Source organism: Pelomicrobium sp. P1 (genome assembly GCF_052805615.1).
On sequence record NZ_JBRBEM010000010.1, the window covers coordinates 98,095 to 113,338 of the forward strand.

The 15,244-nt window shown below is 66.8% G+C and carries 19 protein-coding genes; 10 read left to right on the forward strand and 9 right to left on the reverse strand.

What is annotated here, in order from left to right:
* Positions 1-24 precede the first annotated feature (24 nt).
* Positions 25-1,161, forward strand: coding sequence for a trans-sulfuration enzyme family protein (locus ACUVYZ_RS11240; RefSeq protein ID WP_439934544.1), 1,137 nt, complete (start codon positions 25-27; stop codon positions 1,159-1,161).
* Positions 1,158-1,967, forward strand: coding sequence for an amidohydrolase family protein (locus ACUVYZ_RS11245; protein ID WP_439934545.1), 810 nt, complete (start codon positions 1,158-1,160; stop codon positions 1,965-1,967). Before ACUVYZ_RS11240 ends, ACUVYZ_RS11245 begins: the two co-directional genes overlap by 4 nt.
* A 51-nt stretch (positions 1,968-2,018) precedes the next feature.
* Here ACUVYZ_RS11245 and ACUVYZ_RS11250 read toward each other — a convergent pair whose 3' ends face one another.
* From ACUVYZ_RS11250 to ACUVYZ_RS11265, 4 genes are all read right to left on the reverse strand, one after another.
* A complete protein-coding gene (locus ACUVYZ_RS11250) occupies positions 2,019-2,183 on the reverse strand; it encodes a hypothetical protein (protein WP_439934546.1) in 165 nt (54 codons plus the stop codon).
* Between the two features lie 82 nt (positions 2,184-2,265).
* Entirely contained in the window at positions 2,266-2,946 is a 681-nt protein-coding gene (locus tag ACUVYZ_RS11255; RefSeq protein WP_439934547.1) for an esterase/lipase family protein, read from the reverse strand.
* A gap of 128 nt (positions 2,947-3,074) precedes the next feature.
* Positions 3,075-3,704 carry an MFS transporter gene (locus tag ACUVYZ_RS11260; protein WP_439934548.1) on the reverse strand — a complete coding sequence of 210 codons (630 nt, stop codon included), beginning with the start codon at positions 3,702-3,704 and terminating at the stop codon, positions 3,075-3,077.
* 377 nt (positions 3,705-4,081) lie between these two features.
* Positions 4,082-4,744 carry a class I SAM-dependent methyltransferase gene (locus ACUVYZ_RS11265; RefSeq protein ID WP_439934549.1) on the reverse strand — a complete coding sequence of 221 codons (663 nt, stop codon included), beginning with the start codon at positions 4,742-4,744 and terminating at the stop codon, positions 4,082-4,084.
* A 74-nt stretch (positions 4,745-4,818) separates the two neighbouring features.
* Between ACUVYZ_RS11265 and ACUVYZ_RS11270 the strand changes: the two genes are divergently transcribed.
* Positions 4,819-5,589, forward strand: coding sequence for a class II glutamine amidotransferase (locus tag ACUVYZ_RS11270; protein ID WP_439934550.1), 771 nt, complete (start codon positions 4,819-4,821; stop codon positions 5,587-5,589).
* On the opposite strand, the gene gluQRS is transcribed toward ACUVYZ_RS11270, so the two are convergent.
* Positions 5,562-6,476: a tRNA glutamyl-Q(34) synthetase GluQRS gene (gene gluQRS, locus ACUVYZ_RS11275; RefSeq protein WP_439934551.1), complete on the reverse strand. Its 915-nt coding sequence runs from the start codon at positions 6,474-6,476 to the stop codon at positions 5,562-5,564. The genes ACUVYZ_RS11270 and gluQRS overlap by 28 nt on opposite strands.
* Before the next feature lie 341 nt (positions 6,477-6,817).
* Here gluQRS and ACUVYZ_RS11280 point away from each other — a divergent pair, with 341 nt between their 5' ends.
* Positions 6,818-7,096, forward strand: coding sequence for an EF-hand domain-containing protein (locus tag ACUVYZ_RS11280; RefSeq protein ID WP_439934594.1), 279 nt, complete (start codon positions 6,818-6,820; stop codon positions 7,094-7,096).
* 165 nt (positions 7,097-7,261) lie between these two features.
* Positions 7,262-7,528, forward strand: coding sequence for a hypothetical protein (locus ACUVYZ_RS11285; RefSeq protein WP_439934552.1), 267 nt, complete (start codon positions 7,262-7,264; stop codon positions 7,526-7,528).
* Positions 7,529-7,678: 150 nt separating this feature from the next.
* Here ACUVYZ_RS11285 and ACUVYZ_RS11290 read toward each other — a convergent pair whose 3' ends face one another.
* Positions 7,679-7,873 carry a DUF1059 domain-containing protein gene (locus tag ACUVYZ_RS11290; protein ID WP_439934553.1) on the reverse strand — a complete coding sequence of 65 codons (195 nt, stop codon included), beginning with the start codon at positions 7,871-7,873 and terminating at the stop codon, positions 7,679-7,681.
* A 374-nt stretch (positions 7,874-8,247) separates the two neighbouring features.
* Between ACUVYZ_RS11290 and ACUVYZ_RS11295 the strand changes: the two genes are divergently transcribed.
* Positions 8,248-9,177, forward strand: a complete 930-nt coding sequence (locus ACUVYZ_RS11295; protein ID WP_439934554.1) for a hypothetical protein — start codon at positions 8,248-8,250, stop codon at positions 9,175-9,177.
* A 155-nt stretch (positions 9,178-9,332) separates the two neighbouring features.
* Here the strand turns inward: ACUVYZ_RS11295 and ACUVYZ_RS11300 are convergent, their stop codons facing one another.
* The 3 genes from ACUVYZ_RS11300 to nudC form a co-directional block, all read right to left on the reverse strand.
* A complete protein-coding gene (locus ACUVYZ_RS11300; protein WP_439934555.1) occupies positions 9,333-9,800 on the reverse strand; it encodes a copper chaperone PCu(A)C in 468 nt (155 codons plus the stop codon).
* A 628-nt stretch (positions 9,801-10,428) separates the two neighbouring features.
* The gene (locus tag ACUVYZ_RS11305; RefSeq protein ID WP_439934556.1) at positions 10,429-10,719 is read right to left on the reverse strand and encodes a DUF1330 domain-containing protein; all 291 of its coding nucleotides are present in this window, start codon (positions 10,717-10,719) and stop codon (positions 10,429-10,431) included.
* Positions 10,716-11,684: an NAD(+) diphosphatase gene (nudC, locus tag ACUVYZ_RS11310; protein WP_439934557.1), complete on the reverse strand. Its 969-nt coding sequence runs from the start codon at positions 11,682-11,684 to the stop codon at positions 10,716-10,718. The genes ACUVYZ_RS11305 and nudC overlap by 4 nt, the downstream gene beginning before the upstream one ends.
* A 96-nt stretch (positions 11,685-11,780) precedes the next feature.
* Between nudC and pabB the strand changes: the two genes are divergently transcribed.
* The 4 genes from pabB to ACUVYZ_RS11330 all read left to right on the forward strand — a co-directional run bounded on the left by pabB (position 11,781) and on the right by ACUVYZ_RS11330 (position 15,220).
* A complete protein-coding gene (pabB, locus tag ACUVYZ_RS11315; protein WP_439934595.1) occupies positions 11,781-13,187 on the forward strand; it encodes an aminodeoxychorismate synthase component I in 1,407 nt (468 codons plus the stop codon).
* Complete coding sequence (locus ACUVYZ_RS11320) at positions 13,184-14,497, forward strand: NAD(P)/FAD-dependent oxidoreductase (RefSeq protein WP_439934558.1); 1,314 nt, start codon at positions 13,184-13,186, stop codon at positions 14,495-14,497. The genes pabB and ACUVYZ_RS11320 overlap by 4 nt, the downstream gene beginning before the upstream one ends.
* Positions 14,498-14,579: 82 nt before the next feature.
* Complete coding sequence (locus ACUVYZ_RS11325; protein ID WP_439934559.1) at positions 14,580-14,831, forward strand: AbrB/MazE/SpoVT family DNA-binding domain-containing protein; 252 nt, start codon at positions 14,580-14,582, stop codon at positions 14,829-14,831.
* Positions 14,828-15,220, forward strand: a complete 393-nt coding sequence (locus ACUVYZ_RS11330) for a type II toxin-antitoxin system VapC family toxin (protein WP_439934560.1) — start codon at positions 14,828-14,830, stop codon at positions 15,218-15,220. Before ACUVYZ_RS11325 ends, ACUVYZ_RS11330 begins: the two co-directional genes overlap by 4 nt.
* Positions 15,221-15,244: the final 24 nt, after the last annotated feature.

Consider the following 15,244-nt stretch of genomic DNA (forward strand, 5'->3'; position numbering starts at 1 on the left):
AGAATGCCGTTCGAGGAAAACGCCATGGATCCTGTCACCCGCCTGGTACACGCCGGCCAGGAAATCGACCGGGCGTACCGCAGCGTCACCCTACCCATCTACCAGACGTCCACGTTCCGCTTCGAGGACGTGGGCGCGACGAGCGGCTTCGAGTACACCCGGCTCGGCAACCCCACCCGCCACGCCCTGGAGGCGCTGCTGGCGGAGCTGGAGGGGGGTGCGGGCGCCGTGGCGGCGGCGAGCGGGATGGGGGCCATCTCCATCGCCCTGGCGGTGTTCGAGGCTGGCGCCCATCTTCTGTGTACACAGGACTGCTACGGCGGCACCTATCGGCTGCTGCAACACCTTGAGCGCCAGGGAAAGCTGGAGGTTACCTTCCTGGACTTGGGCGACCCCGCCGCCCGGGAGCAGGCGCTCAAGCCCGCCACCCGGGCGATCTGGGTGGAGACGCCGTCCAATCCCCTGCTGCGGATCACGGACCTGGCGGAGCTCACGGCTTTCGCCCACGCCCGGGGCCTCCTGGTGATCGCCGACAACACCTTCCTCTCGCCCCTGCTGCAGCGGCCCATGGACTTCGGGGTGGACCTGGTGGTGCATTCCACCACCAAGTATCTCAACGGCCACGCCGACGTGGTGGGGGGAGCGGTGGTCGCCCGCACCGAAGAGCTCAACCGGGCGATCCAGTTCGCCGCCAAGACGGGGGGCGCGGTGCAGGCGCCCTTCGACGCCTGGCTGGTGCTGCGGGGGATGAAGACCCTGCATCTGCGCATGGCCGCCCACGAGGAGAACGCCCGCGCCGTGGCGGAATTCCTGGCGCGGCATCCCAAGGTGGAGCAGGTCCACTATCCGGGCCTGGAAACCCATCCCGGCCATGCCTTGGCGAAGCGCCAGCAGCGCGGGTTCGGCGGCATGGTGTCCTTCACGGTGCGGGGAGGGCCGGCCGAGGCCCGGAAGGTGCTCAAGCGCGCCCGCGTCTTCGCCCTGGCGGAATCGCTGGGAGGTGTGGAATCCCTGATCGGCCATCCGCCCACCATGAGCCACGCGGCCATGCCGCCCGAATACCGGCGGGAAGTCGGCATCGACGACCACCTGTTGCGCCTGTCGGTAGGCATCGAAGCCCAGCAAGATCTCATCGACGATCTGGAGCAATCGCTCGCATGAGGTTCGGCCGCTTTTTCTGCGTGGCGCTGCTTTTCGTCGCCGGGCAGGCCGCCGCCCAACGCCTGCCCCTGTTCGACGCCCACATCCACTACAGCCGCGACGTCTGGGAGCTCTATCCCCCGAACATGGCCCTGGAGATTCTGGACCAGGCCGGCATTACCCGGGCCCTGGTTTCCAGCACCCCCGACGAAGGCACGGTGCGCCTCTACGAGGCGGCGCCCAAGCGGGTCATTCCGGTGCTCCGGCCCTACCGCAGCCCGGCGGACGTGGCCACCTGGCACCGGGACGCATCGGTCGTCCCTTATCTTGAGGAACGGCTGCGCCGCGGCATCTACCGGGGCATCGGCGAATTCCATCTCCATGGGGAAGAAGCCCGCTCGGAGGTGGTCCGGGAAGTGGTGCGGCTGGCGGGACGCGAGGGACTCTTTCTTCATGCCCACGCCGACGACCGGGCGGTGGAGATCCTGTTCGAGCTAGATCCGGGCGCCAAGGTGTTGTGGGCCCATGCGGGGATGACGGCGGATCCCGACACGGTCGGGCGCTTGCTGAACCGCTACCGCTCCCTCTGGGTGGAACTGTCCATCCGCAGCGATGTGGCGCCGGGCGGCACCCTGGATCCCCGATGGCGGGCCCTGTTCCTCCGGCATCCGGACCGGTTCATGTACGGCACCGACACTTATTCTCCCGCTCGCTGGCCCCAGGTCCCGGCGATGGCCGAGGCGGCGCGCCAGTGGCTCCAGCAACTTCCTTCGGAGGTGGCGGAGCGCATCGCCCACCGGAACGGAGCGGCGCTCTTCCCGGAATAAAAAACCCCGCCGAAACGGCGGGGCTTGTCCCGGTCCGAACCGGCGCTGCCCTCAGGCAGTGGCGGTTTCGGGCTTGGTTTCCTCGGTTTCTTGCCTGGGCGCCCGCTTGCCGGACGCCTGGGCTTGCTCCTTCAAGCGCTGCATTTCTTCCCGCGCTTTTTTAAGCGCTTCCCGTTCCCGGGCCATCTTCCATTCGTACCAGTCTTCGTAGCACATGGCAGGCCTCCTTCATCGGTCGAAAACCTCGCCCGCCCTCTTCTCCCCGCGCGGTCCACTTGTTAGAGGTTGTGAGCCTATCCTACGCCGCCGGGGCACCCGCCACAACGGGCCGGGCGAAGCGGCCTTGCCGCAGGAAGGCGCACACCTGGTGCGCCACCTCGGCGGAAAACAGCATCTCGGTGTGGGTCACAGGCAGCACCAGAGTGTCCGCGGCTCCGGGGATCCGGGTCTCTTCCACGCCCACGGTGCCGTCGTGGGGCCGGGGAGGGCGGCCGAAAATCATGCCCAGCCCCAGGGGCCGGTCGCCGGCGATGACGCCCAGCTCCCCCGCGCCGCTCCAGCGGGGGCGCGCCGTGAGCAGGCCTTCCCGCACCGAGCGGCCCAGCAGCCAGCGGGTGAGGGGGAAGCTCGCGAGCTGCTCGGCCACCCGGCTCCCTTGATAGGGGGTGCCCAGGAAGACGAGGCGCCCAGGGCGTCCTGGTGGCAAGTGCTCCAAGGCCTTAAGCACCACCAGCCCTCCCAGGCTGTGGGCGACGAAGTGCAGGAGCCCGGGCAGGGTTTCCGCGAAGCGCGCGAGCAACTCGGCGTTGCGCTTGAGAGGCCAGCGCAGGTCGTGGTAGGTGAAAGGGTGGGCCCGGAAGCCGCAGCGCTCGATGCGGCGGGCCAGGGGTTTCAGCAGCCAGCCGTTCATGTACAGGCCGTGGACCACCACCACGGAGGAGGGGCCGCTGGGCGTATGGCCGGTTCCGAGGCCGGGCATCCCAGGAACTCAAGCAAGAAAAAGCGGGAACGATATGGGGGTCTCGTTCCCGCGAGTGGGTCGGCACGCGCCCCCAGGGAGGTTGAGGCTGGGGGAGGCTATTCGCCAGGTGCCGGTGAACCGGTCGGTCAAGCCGTCTTCAGGGTTTCCAGGGCCGGGTGCTGGAACAGCCTCCACTGGTTGTCGGCTTCGTTTTTGAGCTTGACCGTGTAGAGGGTGAGCGGCAGGGCCGAGCTCTTGTCGAACTCCGCCCCCGCCTCTACCCCCACCCGGGCGATATCGGCCGGATTGTCGAAGCGGTTATAGGCTTGATGCATGGCCCCCAGCGCGTATTCGTTGCCCGATCCGATGGCCCAGAACTTGTGGTATTCGAACACCTCCCGCATCGAGTACACGGCGTAGATGCCCGAGGGATTAGCGATCAGCGCGGTGATCTGGCTCGATTCGTAGGGGTCGTCCTCGTCCTCGTTCGGGTTGAGGAAGTGCTCCTCCTTGAGGATCGGATGGATGCGCCGGAACGACTCGAAAATCTCGCTTTTGCTGTGCAGCTTCAAGTTCGGAGTCCCGCGAAACACGCTTTCCAGGACCAGATGGTGCGCCGCGCTGCCGCAGATGCCGATGTACGAATCCCCGTACTTAAGGATCTTGTCGTGGGAGGCGTCGTAGTGCGCCGGGAGCCGAGTGCTCCCGAACGTGGTCAAGGTGTCGGCGGCGATGGCGGCATAGCCGTTCTTCTTGACGACAGCGATCGTGGTCATGAACTACTCCGGAAAGTCAGGGGGTCCTCCCGGCGGCCCCCCGGACGGGGGACACGTGTTACCGGTCGAACGACGAGTACATTTTACCAGCCCCCTCCCTCATCCGACGCGGAGAATTTTTTGTCCATGCGGGGAACTTCATGAAACCGCCGTATTTAGAATAACTTAGTACGTGGCATCAAGTTTGCTTAGCAGGATTTCCTGGCGTAGCCGGGGCTTCGTCCAAAAGACCCCATTGCTAAATCAAAATTTGAAACAGCCAACAATCAGCGGCTTAGGCTGGGATAGGGCAGCAGGGCGCCGGCCTGGGAACGAAATGTATAGGAATCAATATGATATTTTTTTGCGGCCGGCGGGGGTTGCCGGAAGAGGGCTTTTTACTGCTTGAGCGCCAAGGTGAGCCCGTCCCCGATGGGCACCAGGGCGAGCTCCACCCGACGCTCTCCCGAGAGCCGCCGGTTGAAGGCACGCACCGCCTCCGTGGTGGGCTCATGGTTGTCGGGATCGGCCACCTTGCCGCTCCAGAGGGTGTTGTCGACGGCGATCAACCCGCCGGGCCGCACCAGCGCCAGGCAGCGCTCGAAATAGCCCCAGTAGTTTTCCTTGTCGGCGTCGATGAAGGCAAGATCGAAGCACTCCGTCTCGCCGGCGGCGATCAGGGCGTCAAGGGTGGCGAGGGCCGGAGCGAGCCGCAGCTCGACCTTGTGGGCGACGCCGGCCCGTTCCCAGTAGCGGCGGGCGACGCGGGTCCACTCTTCGCTCGTATCGCAGGCGACCACACGACCGTCTTCGGGAAGCGCCAGGGCAACCCATAGGCTGCTGTAGCCGGTGTAGACGCCGATTTCCAGGTAGCGCTTCGCCTCCATGAGCCGGGCGAGCAAGGCCATGAACTGGCCCTGCTCGGGGGCGATCTGCATGCGCGCCAGGGGATCCGCCCGAGTCTCCCGGCGCAGCTCCGCGAGGATGGGCGGCTCCCGCAGGGAGACGGCCAGCAGGTAGTCGTACAGCCGGTCGTCCAGGGTAAACGTTTTATTGGACATGGCTAGGATTATAAACTTGCCGTTACGGCCACTCCCATCCGAGCGGGCGATGGGCGGCGTTTAAGGAATCGTCCATGTGCCAATTACTGGGGATGAACGCCAATGTCCCCACGGATATCTGTTTCTCGTTCGAGGGCTTCCATCATCGGGGCGGGCGCACCGACCACCACCGGGACGGCTGGGGGGTGGCCTTTTTCGAAGGGCCGGGGGTGCGCCTGTTCATCGACTCTCGCGCCACCATCGAGTCGCCCATCGCCGATTTCGTACGCAAGTATCCGATCCACTCCCTCAACGTGATCGCCCACATCCGCCGGGCCACCCGTGGTCCGGTGGCGCTGGTGAACACCCATCCTTTCCAGCGGGAGCTGTGGGGGCGCTACTGGGTGTTCGCCCACAACGGCACCCTCAAGGACTTCGAGCCCACGCTGGAGGGCCGCTACCGCCCGGTGGGCCAGACCGACTCGGAGCTGGCCTTCTGCTGGATGCTGGAAAACCTGCGGCGGCTGTTCCCCAAGGGCCAGCCGGAGTTGTCCGCCCTTTACGAGGCCCTGTGGGACGCCGCCCGGGAATTGTCCGTGTTCGGGGTGTTCAACTTCCTCCTTTCCAACGGTGACTACCTCTTCGCCCACTGCTCGGACCATCTGTCCTACATCGTGCGCAAGGCCCCTTTCGGCCAGGCCCACCTGGTGGACGAGGATCTGACCGTGGACTTCAGCGCCCTAGCCGGCCCCGACGACCGGGTCTCGGTCATCGCCACCCAGCCCCTCACCGACAACGAGATCTGGACGCCTCTCCAGGCGGGAGAGCTCAAGGTGTTTCACAACGGGGAGCCGGTCCCCATGTAGGCGAGTGCCGCCGGCTTTCGCGGCACCCGCTCCAAGCGCCAATGGTTGCGGGCCCATTGCCATACGGTCGCCACGTCCGCCCGTGCCAGCGCCGACGGCGGGCGCTGGCCCAGGAAGGCCAGGGCCGCCGTTAAATGGGCCGCGGCCCGCGCCGGCTCGATGGGCCGGGCGCGGGTCTGCTTGGAGAGCTTTTCCCCCGCCTCGTTCACCGCGACCGGCAGGTGGGCGTAGCGGGGCGTGGGCAACCCCAACAGCCGCTGCAGGTAGATCTGTCGGGGGGTCGAGGCGAGCAGGTCGGCGCCGCGCACCACGTGGGTGATGCCCTGCAGGGCGTCGTCCACCACCACGGCCAGTTGGTAGGCGTAGATCCGGTCGGACCGGTAGACCACGAAGTCGCCCACCTCCAAAGCCAGGCGTTGCTGCACCCAGCCTTGAACGGCGTCCTGGAATCCCACGGGTTCCGAGCCGGTGCGCACCCGCAGGGACCGGGGGCGGCGGACAGTACCCCCACGGCAGGTGCCGGGGTAAACCGGCCCTTCCACGCCGGAGAGCCCCGAGTCCGCAACCTCCCGGCGGGAGCAGGCGCAAGGGTAGAGAACGCCGCCTGCCCGCAGGGCATGAAGCGCCGCGTGGTAGGCGCTTTCCCGGCGCGCCTGGTAGGTCACTTCCCCGTCCCATTCGAAGCCGCAGGCTTCTAGCGTGCGCAGGATCGCTTCCGCCGCCTTCGGCGCCACCCGCGGCCGGTCCAGGTCCTCCAGGCGCAGCAACCATTGGCCGCCCCGGGTTTTCGCCTCCAGGTAACTGCCCACCGCCGCCACCAGGGAGCCGAAATGGAGTTCTCCCGTGGGAGAGGGAGCGAAGCGGCCGCGGTAGATCGTCTCGTTCAATGAGGTTCGCCCATGACTTTTGTTCCTGCCGGCGAGTATAAGACGTTCCCGCTGCCCGGGACGAAGCCCGGGCGTCGTTCCCGGGCGACAGCCGATCCCGCCGCAAATCCTGGAGATGAAATCGGATTCCGACAAAGCGTCGCCTGGGCGCAACAGGCCCGGCCTGCCTGTGGGGGGGCGGCGCTTGTCCCCGCCGCATGACTAACCCATTGGCGCCCAAGAAAAAACGTCACGAGCGAAGCCGATGGCATACCTCTTGCGCGGGAATGGGCGAGGCCGATCCGGTCGGCTTTTCGAATCCCTCATGAGCCAAGGAGAGCGTGATGAAAGTCTCAGCGTTGATGGTTGCATTCCTACTTGTAGCGTCCACTGGCTGGGCCCAAGACAGACCGGCGCAGAAGACTCCGCCGGGAGGAGGTCCTCAAGCCGAGTTGTTCAAGAAGCTGGACGTGGACGGAGACGGCCACATATCCAAGCTGGAGGCGGCGGCCGTGCCTGCGGACACGAGGCTGGATTTCGACGGCCTCGACCGCAACCGGGACGGCAAGCTGTCCATGGACGAATTCGTCGCCCAGCCGGGCGGCTCGGGGGCGGCCGGCGGCGGCAAGAGGGCCTACTGACTGGGCGGTGAGGGGTAAAAACAAAGACTAGAGCTGCACACCGGTCGAAAGAGACCGCCCTGGGGGGCGCTTTCCCAGGGCGTTCCCTCGCCGAGGGCGTTCCGCAGTCCCCCCTTTTTTCGGGGGCGGGCTTCTTTTTTTACGTAAGTAACTGGGAGACGCAGGGTGAAGACGGCGGAAGCGTCGAAACGGCTTATGGCGGGCGCGTTCTCGGCGATGTTTCTGGTGGTGGCGGCCTCGTTAGCCGTACTGTCGGTGGCGGATTTCGTGCGCGCCTTCGTCGAGTTCCAGGACAAGGAGCTGATCAGCGGGGTAGTTCGCGCGATCAACACGGCGTTGATTTCCCATCGGACGGTGCCCGTTTCCGAAGGGTGGAAGCGGCAGGGGACGGCCCCGGGCGTCGGCACGGTTTTGCGCCCGGACGCAGCGTAAGCCTCCTTTTCGCCGTGATGGCGGGATCTTGAGCCTCGCTGCCCGCCCAGGAGCGCCGCACGGGAATGCGGTTCCTCCTCCTCTCGCTGCGGCGGAAAACGAACCGTGCGCCGCTCCTCGCCTCGCTCCGGCGCACGGTTCAGGGGCGAGTTATTCGGGTGGCGTCCCGTTCTTGAACAGTTGCCGCAGTTGTTGGCGGAACTCGGGAGAGGTCTGGTGGTGGTGAACGGCGACTGCATGCCGCACGGCAGCCTCCAGAAGCTCCTCCTCGGTGTCTGCGCACAACGCGAGCGTGCAGTTCATCTCGCTGGGGTATTCGCGACAATCGACGTATTTGCGGCTCATGGTGCCTCCCACCAAGTGGCTGCGGGCTTGGGCCATTTCCCGCGGCGGACTGACATGCCGCCGATGGACCCGGGTCAGGCGTCGATCGCGGACGCGTTGAATCCATCCCCGTGTCCATTTTCGGCATCTTTGCTAATCAAGCCCCCTTGGCGTAATTGCTCGCTCCGAACCAGTCGACCACGACGTCGATCAGACCGCTCAGCGGGCTTCAATCGCCTGATCGGCGAGCCCGGGGAATGGCGACGACGGCTTCGACGAGCCAAGTCTGCAGCGCAAACCGGTGCCTGCAAACGGCTACCTGGGCGGACGCTTCCAGATTAAAATAATTTCGATTTCCGTGTCTCGGGGTTAGCTTGCCGGAGAGGAGGACCCCGATGCGATTGCCTTTTGTTCTCGCCTACATCGGGCTCGTCCTGCTCATGACCTTGCCGGCCCATGCCACGGGTCCTTACGCCAAGATCTATCCCGGGAAAAAAGTCGAATCGAAGAGCCACCCCGCCGCAAAGACCCGGCGGCTCGCCATTCACGTGGTGAAGGGGGATTGGGGCAACGCGGATCCCCGGGACATCGAAAAGCTGCTTTATTCGGTGGCCCAGGAGCTCTGGGCTTATTTCCCGAAGCGTAGCCTCAAGCCCATCCTCGTGGTGCCCGCGGCGGGCAATCCGCTGACGCAATACGAAAAAGGGCCCCACGGCGAGTACATCGTGCATCTGAGCGCCAAGGACCGGCGCTGGTCCCAGTACGCCTACCAGTTCGCCCACGAATTCGCCCACATCCTGTCGAACTACGACCGGCACGGGGACAAGACGGCGGCTCACAATCAGTGGTTCGACGAAGCCGTGTGCGAGGCGGCGTCCCTGTTCACCCTGCGGCGGCTGGCCGAGTCCTGGCAGCTCTCCGAAGAAGCGCCGCCTTACCTCCACTGGAAGGAATACGCCCCGGCGTTCGAACGCTACGCCGAGCATTTCCTGGAAGAGGCCCATCGCCGGTTGCCTGCCGGCGTGACCCTAGCCGCCTGGTACCGGGAGCACCAGCTCCGGCTGCGCCGGGATCCTTATTTGAGGGAAAAGAACGAGCTGGTAGCCAATATCCTGCTGCCTTTGTTCGAAGAGAATCCCGAGTACTGGGGCGCCATCGGTTATCTCAACCTGGAGGAAGAGGACGCGACCGGCTCTTTCGAGCAGTATCTCGCCAACTGGTACCGGAACGCGCCAGACCAGTATAAGCCCTTCATCGAGAAAACCATCCGCATGTTCGGCTTGCAACCGCAGACCGCCGTGGCGGCGGCGACGTCCGTCCGTTGAACGGAGAGGGGCGATTTTCCTCACTTTCCGCGGGCCGGCCATGGGGTGGTGCCGACTCATCAATCCGGTTCCGTCCGTCGCCGCTGTTCAGCCAGGTTGACGATCAGGTGGGTGCCGAGGGGCCTTGTCCGGGCCGCTCGGCGCCGCCGACATCCTCAATGACCCTTGTGGTGGGTGTCCGGATGGCCCGTCGCGCCCAGGGGAGCGACGGTGACCGGGGCCTGGACGGTGCCCGCCTTTTCGAACTTCAGGGTGAGGGTGTAGCGGTCTCCTTCCTTGAGGGGCTGCTTGAGCCCGACCAGCATGAGGTGGAGGCCGCCCGGCTTGAACTCCACCGTCCCTTGGGCCGGCACCTCGATGGCGGGAAGCTCCCGCATCCTCATCACGCCGCCCTCCATGGACATGATGTGGAGCTCGACCCGTTCGGCGACCGGGGCGCTGGCGGCCACCAGCCGGTCGGCGGGGCCATCGTTTTTCAGGACGAGATACACGGCGCCCGTGGAGGCGCCTTCGGCGGTCGCTCGGGACCAGGCTTTTTCCACCGCCACGCTTGAGCCTTGGGCGAGGGTCAGGGCCCCCATCAGGCTTGTCCCGAACAGGACCAGCTTGAGAAAAATCTTCATGGGTTTCTCCTTCTTGTCGAGTACGTTAGAGAAGCGCGATCCGGTAGAGCCTTCTATCGGTGGTCAAGGCGCGCTTGTCTTCGGTCAGGCCGTGACGCCTGGAACATCGCATCCTGGCCGCGGCGCGGGCGGCGGCCGCGGGAGAGTTCACGGAATGATCACGAACCCGTCTCGGGAAAGCCGGTCAGGAAAACGCTGGCGGCCCCTGGGAAGGAGGCACCAGGCCGCGGCGGGTTTCTGCGGGTGCATCCGCATCGGACGGGATTGCCCGGAGGTCGGCCGCGGCAAGCGGCCGGAGGGCGGAAGGGGCAAGGGGCGGGTCACAACACGCCTGATGAAAGGCGAGGCACACCAGGCACTGGGAATGGGGCAGGGAGGCCGGTTTTTGCGGCGCGCCTCCCCGATCCCCGGACGTGCAGACGTCGGTCCCGGCCCAGATGACGGGTTGCGTCCAGGGCCCATGGGCTAGGGGCGACCCGATCAGGGAGGCAAGGGCGAGGGCGGCCAGGCCGGGGAACAGCCGGCGCGCGGGTCGTAGGAAACGCGGGAGCATGGAAGCGAGCCGACGGCGCGCCGGGATGCTAGCACCGCTCCCGGGGGAGGGGCAACCTGGCGGGTGAGCTCACCCTCATGCCACCCCCTGCACGGCGATCATACGAGCGCTGGCCGTGCGCTGGCGCAGGGCCTTCGGCTCCGCGTAGATCTCGGAAGCCCGCCAGGCTTTCGCTTTCTCCATGGACGGAAACGCCAGCATCACGACTCGCTTCGGCTGCCAGCCGCTCTCCAGCGTCTCGCGACGGCCGCCGCGCACGAGAAATCTTCCGCCGAAGGGTTCGAGCGTCTCCGGAACCCGTTTCGCGTACTCGGCGTAACCCTCAGCATCGATCACCTCCACGTCGACGATGATGTAGGCGGTCATGGCTTGGCCTCCTGATTGGAAACGATGGCGCTCAAGGGAGTAGTCGCCTCCTGATCGAACCAGTCCTCGATCAGGCGAAAGGCGATGGAAACGGGCGGCGGAAGCCGGAGCGCGCCAGCCCTCAAGCCCGCCGCCAGCTCGTCCCGGGAGAACCAGCGGGCGTCCTCCAGCTCCTCCGGATCCACGGCGAGGGGCGCCTCTTGCGCCCGGGCGAGGAAACCCACCATGAGGGAGCCCGGAAACGGCCAGGGCTGGGAGCTGTGGTAGCGGCATTCCAGCACCTGCACGCCGGTCTCTTCCTCCACCTCCCGGGCGAAGGCCTGCTCCAGCGCCTCGCCCGGTTCGACGAACCCGGCGAGGGTGGAGTACATGCCCTGGGCCCAGGCCCCGTGGCGGCCGAGGAGGCAGCGCCGCGGGCCGTGGACCAGGCCGATGACCGCCGGATCGGTGCGGGGGAAAAGCGCCTGGCCGCAGCCGGTGCAGCGGCGCACGTGGCCGCCTTCGGCGCTCACCGTGGGCCGCCCGCAGCGCCCGCAGAAGCGGCTCGCTTGGTGCCACAGGACCAGGGCCCGGGCGTAGGCGAGGAGCGCCGCCTGGTCCGCGGGGAGGGCCGAGGCCACCTGGCGCAGCTCACGCCAGTTTCCCTGCTGGGTAAGCCGGGCCGCCGGCCCTTCGTCCTCCAAGCCTGCGGCAAATACGGGAGCGCCCTCCGCCCGCCCCAGATACACCAGGGAATCGGCGGCCCCGAGCAAGGCCCCGACCTCTGAGGCCGAAAGCGTGAGCGGCCGCGGCGCGCCTTCCGCCATCCAGTGCAGGCCGCGCCACACCGGCAGGATGCGGGTGTCGGACCGGCCGAGCAGGCGGGCGAGCTCCGCCTCGTCTCGGCGCGAGCGGGCGTCCCGGTCGAGCCGCAGGCCGGTGAAGCCGTTTAGGGTCCACAACCCCGCACTTTGCCGCCATGCCATCGATCGCGCCTGGAGGAAGAACCGGTGGCGGCCATTATGGCCCAAGGGCAGGACCGGCGGGTGGTATCATGGGAGCCCTTTCGATCGTGCTGCCTGATGTTTTCTTCCCTCGCGAAAACGGCCCCTACCCTCGCCGAGATCCCCTATCGCCCGGACGCTGCGGTCCTGTTCGAGCCCTTCGCGGACCGGCCCTGGTCCGCGTTTCTGGATAGCGCCGGCGCCGGGCGCTATGACATCGTAGTTGCCGAGCCCGTCGCCTTGCTCATTACCCGGGGGCCGGAGACCGAGATCGTCCGGGACAGCGGCCGGGAGGTTTCCCGGGACGACCCCTTTGTTCTGATGCGGCGGCTCCTCGCCTCTTGCGGCAAAGGGCAGGAAGGGCCGCCCGCCCGGGCGCCCTCGTTGCCCTTCGCCGGCGGTGCCCTGGGCTATTTCGCCTACGACCTGGGCCGGCGCATCGAGACCCTGCCCGCCATCGCCCGGGACGAGGAGGGGTTTCCTGACATGGCGGTGGGAATCTATGACTGGGCGATCGTGGTGGATCACCGGGAGAGCCGGGCGTGGCTCGTCTCCGCGGGGCGGGACGAGAGGACCCGGGACCGGTGGGAGTCGCTCCTCGCCCACTGTTTCCGTCCGGAGCCGCCCCGGGCCCGGGAGCCCTTCCGAGTGCTCGGTCCGGTCGCCTCCAATTTCACCCGCCGCCGCTATGCCGAGGCCGTTCAGCGCATCCTGGACTACATCCGCGCCGGAGACTGCTACCAAGTGAACCTGGCCCAGCGCTTCAGCGTCGCCGTGGACGGGGACCCCTGGCTCCTGTACTGGCGGCTGCGGGCCGTCAACCCGGCGCCCTTCTCGGCCTACCTCGCCACCCCCTGGGGCCAGGTGCTGTCCTGCTCCCCCGAGCAGTTCCTGGAGGTGCGGGGACGGCGGGTGCAGACCAAGCCCGTCAAGGGGACCCGGCCCCGCTCCCCCGAGCCCGGCGAGGACGCGGCCCTGCGGGAGGCGCTGCGGGCGAGCCCCAAGGATCGGGCCGAGAACGTGATGATCGTGGACCTACTGCGCAACGACCTCGGCAAGAGCTGCGCCATCGGCTCGGTGCGGGTGCCCAAGCTGTGCGAGGTGGAGAGCTTCGCCACGGTGCACCACCTGGTGAGCACGGTCACCGGGACCCTCGCGCCGGGCAAGGACGCCCTCGATCTCCTGCGCGGCTGCTTCCCGGGCGGCTCCATCACCGGCGCCCCCAAGCTGCGGGCGATGGAGATCATCGAGGAGCTGGAGCCCCACCGGCGCGGCATCTATTGCGGCTCCATCGGCTACATCGGCTTCGACGGGGCGATGGACACGAACATCGCCATCCGCACCCTGGTGATTTCCGGCGGCCGGGCCCGCTTCTGGGCGGGCGGCGGCATCGTGGCCGATTCCGACTGGCGCTCGGAGTACCAGGAAACCCTGGACAAGGCGGCGGCTTTTTTCACCGCCCTGGAACGGGAGCCGCCGGCATGACGCGTCCGCCCCGCATCGTGATCGTGGGCGGAGGCGCTGGCGGCCTGGAGCTGGCCACCCGCCTGGGAGACCGCCTGGGACGGCACCGGCGTGCCGAGGTGGTGTTGGTGGACAAGTCCACCACCCATCTGTGGAAGCCCCTGCTGCATGAGGTGGCGGCAGGCACCATGGACCTGGACGATCACGCCCTGGAGTACCTGGCCCAGGCCCGCTGGCACCATTTCCGCTTCCAGTTGGGGGAGCTCGCCGGCTTAGACCGCCGGGCGAAGGAGGTGAAGCTGGCCCCCGTAGTGGACGACGACGGGGCCGAGCTCATCCCCGCCCGCGCCCTCGGCTACGATTTGCTGGTGATCGCCATCGGCAGCCACACCAACGACTTCGGCACGCCGGGGGCCGCGGAGTACGCCATCAGCCTGGACGACGCCCGGGACGCCGAACTGTTCCGTCGGCGGCTCATCCGGGCCTGCCTGCGGGCCAATTTCCAGCGGGAGCCCCTTTCCGAGGAGCAGCTTCACGTGGCCATCGTGGGCGCGGGCGCCACCGGGGTGGAGCTGGCGGCGGAGCTGCACAACAGCACCCGGGAGCTGGTGGCCTATGGCTTCGAGCGCATCGACCCGGAGCGGGACATTCGCCTCGCCCTGATCGAGGCGGCTCCTCGCATCCTGCCGGCCCTTCCTGAGCGGCTGGCGAAATCGGCGGAAAAGCTGCTGGGCGACCTGGGCGTGCGGGTGCTCACCGGCGAGCGGGTGACGGAGGTGACGCCGAAGGGCGTGCGCACCGCGAGCGGCGCCTTCGTGCCCGCCGAGCTCACGGTGTGGGCCGCCGGCATTAAGGCGCCCGAAGTCCTGGCCCGCCTGGACGGGCTGGAAGTGAATCGGCTCAACCAGCTCGTGGTGCGGCAGACGCTGGAAACCACCCGGGACCCGGACGTCTTCGCCCTGGGCGATTGCGCCTGCTGTCCCTGGCCGGGACACGAAGGCTGCGTTCCGCCCCGGGCCCAGGCCGCCCACCAGCAAGCCTCGGTGCTCGCCAAGACCCTGGAGCGGCGGCTCCAGGGAAAGCCTGCGCTCCCTTTCCGCTACCGGGACTTCGGTTCCCTCGTCTCCCTGGGAGAATACAGCACCGTGGGCAGCCTCATGGGCGCCTTGGTGGGAGGCGCCCTCTGGGTGGAAGGCATGTTTGCGCGCCTGATGTACCGTTCCCTGTACACCATGCACCTCTATGCACTGCATGGATTCGTGAAGACTTTTTTCGATACCCTGGCGCGGCTTATCCTCAGACGCATCGAGCCGCGGGTGAAGCTGCATTGAGGTTCCATAGGCGTTGCTCGAGCCCTTGGACGCGCGTATCATGTCTTACTTAAATCTTACTAAGGTGACGCCGAGAAACGGGATGGAAACGACCAAGCTTTCGTCGAAGGGGCAGGTGATCCTGCCTAAGCCGGTGCGGGACGCCTATAACTGGAAGCCAGGGATGCGCTTTGCCGTGGAGGCGGTGGCGGAGGGTGTGCTGCTCAAGCCCTTGAAGCCATTCGAGCCCAAGCGCCATGAAGAGGTCTTCGGCTGCCTCCAGCGCAAGGGACCGGCTCTCTCCATCGAAGACATGGAGCGGGCCATACTCAAAGAGGCGAAGAAGCGCAAATGATCGCCGTCGATACCAACGTCCTTGCCCGTTTCCTGACGAACGACGACCCGGCTCAAGCCGCCCGAGCGCTCAAGTTGATGAAGCGCGGGGGAATCTTTATCCCGAAGACGGTTCTCCTGGAGTTGGAGTGGGTGTTGCGGGGAGGCTACAAGTACGATCGCCAGGCGATCCTTAAGGCCATGGAGGACCTCCTCGGTTTGCCCAATGTTTCGGCCGAGGACAGCGTCGAGGTGACCGAGGCGCTCAAGAGGTACGAGGCGGGACTTGATTTTGCCGATGCGCTGCATTTGTCATCGAGCGCCGTGGCTACGCTGCGTTTCGCCACCTTCGACGGCAAGCTGGCCAAACGGGCGAAATCCCTCGTTGGGATCGACATACGGATGATTTGATTCAAATCCGTCTCGGAGCCGAGC

Excerpts from the sequence above, each read along its gene's own strand:
- ACUVYZ_RS11240 (WP_439934544.1), top strand. The coding sequence starts at position 25 with ATGGATCCTGTCACCCGCCTGGTACACGCCGGCCAGGAAATCGACCGG.
- ACUVYZ_RS11245 (WP_439934545.1), top strand. The coding sequence starts at position 1,158 with ATGAGGTTCGGCCGCTTTTTCTGCGTGGCGCTGCTTTTCGTCGCCGGG.
- ACUVYZ_RS11250 (WP_439934546.1), bottom strand. The coding sequence starts at position 2,183 with ATGTGCTACGAAGACTGGTACGAATGGAAGATGGCCCGGGAACGGGAA.
- ACUVYZ_RS11255 (WP_439934547.1), bottom strand. The coding sequence starts at position 2,946 with ATGCCCGGCCTCGGAACCGGCCATACGCCCAGCGGCCCCTCCTCCGTG.
- ACUVYZ_RS11260 (WP_439934548.1), bottom strand. The coding sequence starts at position 3,704 with ATGACCACGATCGCTGTCGTCAAGAAGAACGGCTATGCCGCCATCGCC.
- ACUVYZ_RS11265 (WP_439934549.1), bottom strand. The coding sequence starts at position 4,744 with ATGTCCAATAAAACGTTTACCCTGGACGACCGGCTGTACGACTACCTG.
- ACUVYZ_RS11270 (WP_439934550.1), top strand. The coding sequence starts at position 4,819 with ATGTGCCAATTACTGGGGATGAACGCCAATGTCCCCACGGATATCTGT.
- ACUVYZ_RS11280 (WP_439934594.1), top strand. The coding sequence starts at position 6,818 with ATGGTTGCATTCCTACTTGTAGCGTCCACTGGCTGGGCCCAAGACAGA.
- ACUVYZ_RS11290 (WP_439934553.1), bottom strand. The coding sequence starts at position 7,873 with ATGAGCCGCAAATACGTCGATTGTCGCGAATACCCCAGCGAGATGAAC.
- ACUVYZ_RS11295 (WP_439934554.1), top strand. The coding sequence starts at position 8,248 with ATGCGATTGCCTTTTGTTCTCGCCTACATCGGGCTCGTCCTGCTCATG.
- ACUVYZ_RS11300 (WP_439934555.1), bottom strand. The coding sequence starts at position 9,800 with ATGAAGATTTTTCTCAAGCTGGTCCTGTTCGGGACAAGCCTGATGGGG.
- ACUVYZ_RS11305 (WP_439934556.1), bottom strand. The coding sequence starts at position 10,719 with ATGACCGCCTACATCATCGTCGACGTGGAGGTGATCGATGCTGAGGGT.
- nudC (WP_439934557.1), bottom strand. The coding sequence starts at position 11,684 with ATGGCATGGCGGCAAAGTGCGGGGTTGTGGACCCTAAACGGCTTCACC.
- pabB (WP_439934595.1), top strand. The coding sequence starts at position 11,781 with ATGTTTTCTTCCCTCGCGAAAACGGCCCCTACCCTCGCCGAGATCCCC.
- ACUVYZ_RS11320 (WP_439934558.1), top strand. The coding sequence starts at position 13,184 with ATGACGCGTCCGCCCCGCATCGTGATCGTGGGCGGAGGCGCTGGCGGC.
- ACUVYZ_RS11325 (WP_439934559.1), top strand. The coding sequence starts at position 14,580 with ATGGAAACGACCAAGCTTTCGTCGAAGGGGCAGGTGATCCTGCCTAAG.
- ACUVYZ_RS11330 (WP_439934560.1), top strand. The coding sequence starts at position 14,828 with ATGATCGCCGTCGATACCAACGTCCTTGCCCGTTTCCTGACGAACGAC.